At 48.2% G+C, this 4,163-nt stretch carries 5 protein-coding genes; 2 read left to right on the forward strand and 3 right to left on the reverse strand.

The window, feature by feature from the left end:
* Window positions 1-189, forward strand: a 189-nt coding sequence (locus RIE73_RS27870; protein ID WP_446404269.1) for a hypothetical protein, incomplete at its 5' end; no start/stop codon positions are given.
* A gap of 113 nt (window positions 190-302) precedes the next feature.
* The gene (locus RIE73_RS27875; protein WP_446404270.1) at window positions 303-1,052 is read left to right on the forward strand and encodes a phycobilisome rod-core linker polypeptide; all 750 of its coding nucleotides are present in this window, start codon (window positions 303-305) and stop codon (window positions 1,050-1,052) included.
* A 3-nt stretch (window positions 1,053-1,055) separates the two neighbouring features.
* Here RIE73_RS27875 and RIE73_RS27880 read toward each other — a convergent pair whose 3' ends face one another.
* From RIE73_RS27880 to RIE73_RS27890, 3 genes are read right to left on the reverse strand one after another with little or no spacing between them, the layout of a single operon-like run.
* Complete coding sequence (locus RIE73_RS27880; protein WP_446404271.1) at window positions 1,056-2,045, reverse strand: RluA family pseudouridine synthase; 990 nt, start codon at window positions 2,043-2,045, stop codon at window positions 1,056-1,058.
* A 31-nt stretch (window positions 2,046-2,076) separates the two neighbouring features.
* A complete protein-coding gene (stpA, locus tag RIE73_RS27885; protein WP_446404272.1) occupies window positions 2,077-3,375 on the reverse strand; it encodes a glucosylglycerol 3-phosphatase in 1,299 nt (432 codons plus the stop codon).
* A 46-nt stretch (window positions 3,376-3,421) separates the two neighbouring features.
* Entirely contained in the window at window positions 3,422-3,976 is a 555-nt protein-coding gene (locus RIE73_RS27890) for an NUDIX hydrolase (RefSeq protein ID WP_446404273.1), read from the reverse strand.
* Window positions 3,977-4,163: the final 187 nt, after the last annotated feature.

Here is a 4,163-nt window from a genome sequence, read left to right on the forward strand (position 1 = left end):
GTCAAGCTAACTTCTAAAAGCCGAAACGCCCTATTTTTCGTTCTCACTCTTCCTTGTCTACTGGTCTACCTGTCTTCCTTGTCTTACCTCAACCCCAATCTTAAAAAACCTACCCTTATGAGGCTGGGGGAGCTGGGGGAGCTGGGGGAGCTGGGGGAGCTGGGGAAGCAAATGACGAATGACGAATGACGAATGACGAATGACGAATGACAAATGAGTAATTTTGTAAGAAGGTTACATAATCTGTTATATAGTTGAAAGTTAAGGTTTGTAAGATTTTCTAAGATTACGGAGATTCAAACGTGGCGCTACCATTATTAGGCTACACTCCGGTAAGTCAGAATCAGCGTGTCGCTGGTTATGAAGTACCGGGGGATGAGCAACCGAGAATTTATACAACCGAGAACATCCTGTTCGGCACAGACCTGGATGAATTGATCGAAGCGGCATACCGTCAGATCTTCTTCCATGCCTTTGCTTGGGATCGGGAACGGTTCTTGGAGTCCCAACTCCGCAATGGTCAACTAACCGTGCGGGACTTTATTCGTGGATTGCTGCTGTCGAAAACCTTCTACAACAGTTTCTACGAGAAAAACAGCAACTATCGCTTTGTTGAACAATGCGTGCAACGGGTACTGGGGCGCGATGTTTACAACGAACGCGAAAAAATTGCTTGGTCTATCGTCGTGGCGACGAAGGGAATTAAGGGCTTCGTTGATCAACTACTCAACAGCGAAGAGTACCTGACCAACTTTGGCTATGACACCGTTCCCTATCAACGGCGTCGTGTATTGCCCGGTCGCCGTCAAGGTGAAAGACCCTTTAACATTAAATCACCCCGCTACGACGGCTACTACCGTGCGAAACTGGGCTTCCCCCAAATTATTTGGCAGAACGAGGTACGCCGCTTTATCCCGCAAGACAAGCAGCCTAAAGCCGGTGATCCTACGAACTTCCTGGATATGGCACGGGGAGTTAATGCCCGACCTAATCCCCTGCCCCGGGTGTCTGCCCAGAATATCGATTATATGTCCCGTGTACCCCGTAAGTAAGCGTTAGGTCACGGATGAAGCACGCCGCCGCAGTACGGTTAGGAGTGTGTTAAAGACTGGGGGGAGAGGGGCAATAACCTCAATCCAGTCCCCAGAGTCATTGTCCGTCCTCTGGTCTCCTGGGTTAGGAGAGAGGGGACGGGCAATTGTATTGGGATGTTGTAACCGTAGTCGCCATGCATGAAGTGCTTGTCCAGGGAGATTGACGCCGATATCTCGACCTTTACTATACACGGGGTCTCCGACAATCGGGTGTCCGATATGGGCGGTGTGGACGCGAATTTGATGCGTGCGTCCGGTTTCCAGTTGGAAGTGGATCAGGGTATAGTTACCCAGGCGTTCTTGAATCTGCCAATGGGTAATTGCAGGGCGTCCGCCTTTTTCTAGGGGAACGACTGCCATTTTTTGGCGATCGCTCGGATGGCGTCCGATGGGCAGGTTAATGGTACCAGTCTCGGTGGCGGGAGAACCATAGACGACGCCGAGATAGTCTCGACGGGCGGTTTTGGCTTTAAGTTGGGCTTGTAGATGATGGTGGGCGTGGTCAGTTTTGGCGATCGCGATCGCACCGGTGGTATCTTTGTCTAGACGGTGGACGATACCGGGACGTTGAACGCCACCAATTCCAGCTAGATTAGGGCAATGAGCAAGCAGGGCATTGACAAGTGTGCCATTTTCATGTCCAGGGGCAGGATGCACGACTAAGTTAGCGGGTTTGTTAACAATCAGAATTTGCTCATCTTCATAGAGGATATCCAAGGGAATCGCTTCCGGTTTTAGGTCTAAGGGTTTGGCGTCGGGGATAGTTAGCTGGATCGAGTCTCCAGGTTGAATGGTGGCTTTTTTAGAGGTGCAGAGGGTATGGTTAAGCTGCACATTGCCCTCTTCAATCAGTTTTTGGATACGCGATCGCGACAAATCCGGTAATTGTTGAGCAAGATAGCGATCGAGTCGATCACTGTTTTGTTGGTTGTGTAAATTAATTTCTTTCACGCTTGTTTGACTTGGTGGCGTCCTAATCCTATCAGTGATCACTCGCTTTTCTTTCTCGCGCCACCTTTTGAAAAAATTCACTGTACTGTTGATGACCTTTGTGAAAGACAAAGTTTAAAGTTAACGGCTCATCCACATCACGAACATCACCGGGACCTTCGAGAACAACAATTTCATCGCCTGATGTTTCATGCTGACCAATTTTCACAGGTTTGCGATTTTTGACTTCACCTTGACTACTATCAATATAGACGATAATATTCCCGGTATCCAACTCCTGACCAATAGTTTGAATCAGTTGTAAAAAGTTGCGATCGCTCCCGCCTCGGCGAACCGTTACTCGTCCCTGTATGTCTTGCACAGAGCTATTTACCGTATCTCCGACGCCAATCATCAACGGCATATCTTTCGGGTCGAAATTCGCTTTAACCAACGCCAGTAATTCCTCTAGCGTTTTGGGCGCTTGTCGCACATTAAAGTCTTCCCCTAAGGGATAGGAACCCGTCCGTTGGAAGTAATAACGATTTAAAATCCCTAACACACCCGCTTCTTTAATCGCCCCTTGCAGCATAAACTGAAAATCCGTGGTGCCAGAATCTTGCGCTTGAGCTGGACGTAATAGTTCTTGTCCATTTGAATCTCTGCCTAAGTTGGGAGCATAATGAACAAAAAATGAATCGCTTAATCCGCGAATTTGTGCCTCTTGCAGCAGTTCTTGCATCAGATTTTGCATATCTTTTTGCAAATCCATATAAATTTGCGGATAGTCGCGCAGTTGTTCATAAAAAGTATTCAGATTGGCACTAGGAGACGCCTTATTCTCCAGAACCGAAGCCTGAATACAGTCCGCCAAGTTTTCAATTTCTGCGGCTGTACTCCTTTGCTCAAAAAAGCGGCGTAACCGTCGTTTAATTGTCGGCGGAACTTCGGCTAAAAATTCTAATTCGGCTTCGCTGACCCCAGGATGAGAAACATTCCCTTGACGGTCTTGCCATTGCACACCGCCACCTGCTAGACCAGGGAGATACAACCCCTTTTCCTTAACTTCAGCCGGATTGCCAAAGGCGCGTTCAATAATACCATTAACTCCTCGTTCTCCAATATGTTCTCCATTCGTCAGAACATAAAAATGACCCTCAAACGCCCGTGTTGCCTTAACATAGTTGCGGTCAATCACTCGCGTTAATGGGTCTTTAACCAGTCCCATACAGACGCCATCTAAATCTTGGATAATTAGGATATTGTCTACATTGATTAAAACATCGGCAAGGACTTCCGTCTTTAACGATAAAGTATGCTCATGGGGGAGAAGTTGAGGAGAAGCACTCATTGGTAGATCGCTGATGACAAACAGTTCATATTTTATCGTTCATGGTTCATCCTTCAGCGATAATCCTCTGACTCTGCCACTCTAGCAGCACAGCACGACATTGGAGACAGGTTAACTCTTGCAGGAGGGAGTGAATTCCGGCGGATGTGGTGGGGTAGGTAGTGCCGATTCGGTTGGGGTTGACGGCGACTGTGGGGTCAAGTTCAGCAACGAAACCATAGAGAGATTGGTTGGAGAAGGAACTATTGATTGCCCAGCCTGTAGAATTGAGAGGAGTTAGCTTTGCGATCGCGTCTTCAGAGACTCCTAATTCCCGGCTTAAGATTCCGGGGACGGCGGCGACAGGGGTTTGGCTAGGATTGACCCGTCCACCGGGAAAATCCAGGGTTGCTTCTCCCACACCAGGGCGATAGGTTGGTACAGGAAGCAGAAATTTCCCCGCCTGAATCGTGACAATCACCACTGAATCGGCTTTTTCAACTCGCCAATAGTCGAGGATTCGCCCTTGATCATCTTGCAGGTGTTCACCGATTAGGGTAAGCCAGGGGGAACGGATTTCCACGAAACGGTCTAGGGTTTGCCAAGGGCGCGGTTTATTCATAAACATTGGACTTTGGACAAAAAAATAAATTTGCGTAATCTATTTACCAAGGCATTTGGGGCAGAAAAATTAGATGTAGGGGCGGGTTTAGGGACTAAATTCCGCTATTCACCGATAACGGAACAACAAAACCCGCCCATTCCCCCACCGATAACGGAACAACAAAACCCGCCCATTCCCCCACCGA

Source organism: Coleofasciculus sp. C1-SOL-03 (genome assembly GCF_040220555.1).
In the GTDB taxonomy this organism is placed as follows: domain Bacteria; phylum Cyanobacteriota; class Cyanobacteriia; order Cyanobacteriales; family Coleofasciculaceae; genus Coleofasciculus.

What these genes read in the sequence shown, in the direction of transcription:
- RIE73_RS27890 (WP_446404273.1), bottom strand. Translation starts at nt 3,976, where the DNA reads ATGAATAAACCGCGCCCTTGGCAAACCCTAGACCGTTTCGTGGAAATC.
- stpA (WP_446404272.1), bottom strand. Translation starts at nt 3,375, where the DNA reads ATGAGTGCTTCTCCTCAACTTCTCCCCCATGAGCATACTTTATCGTTA.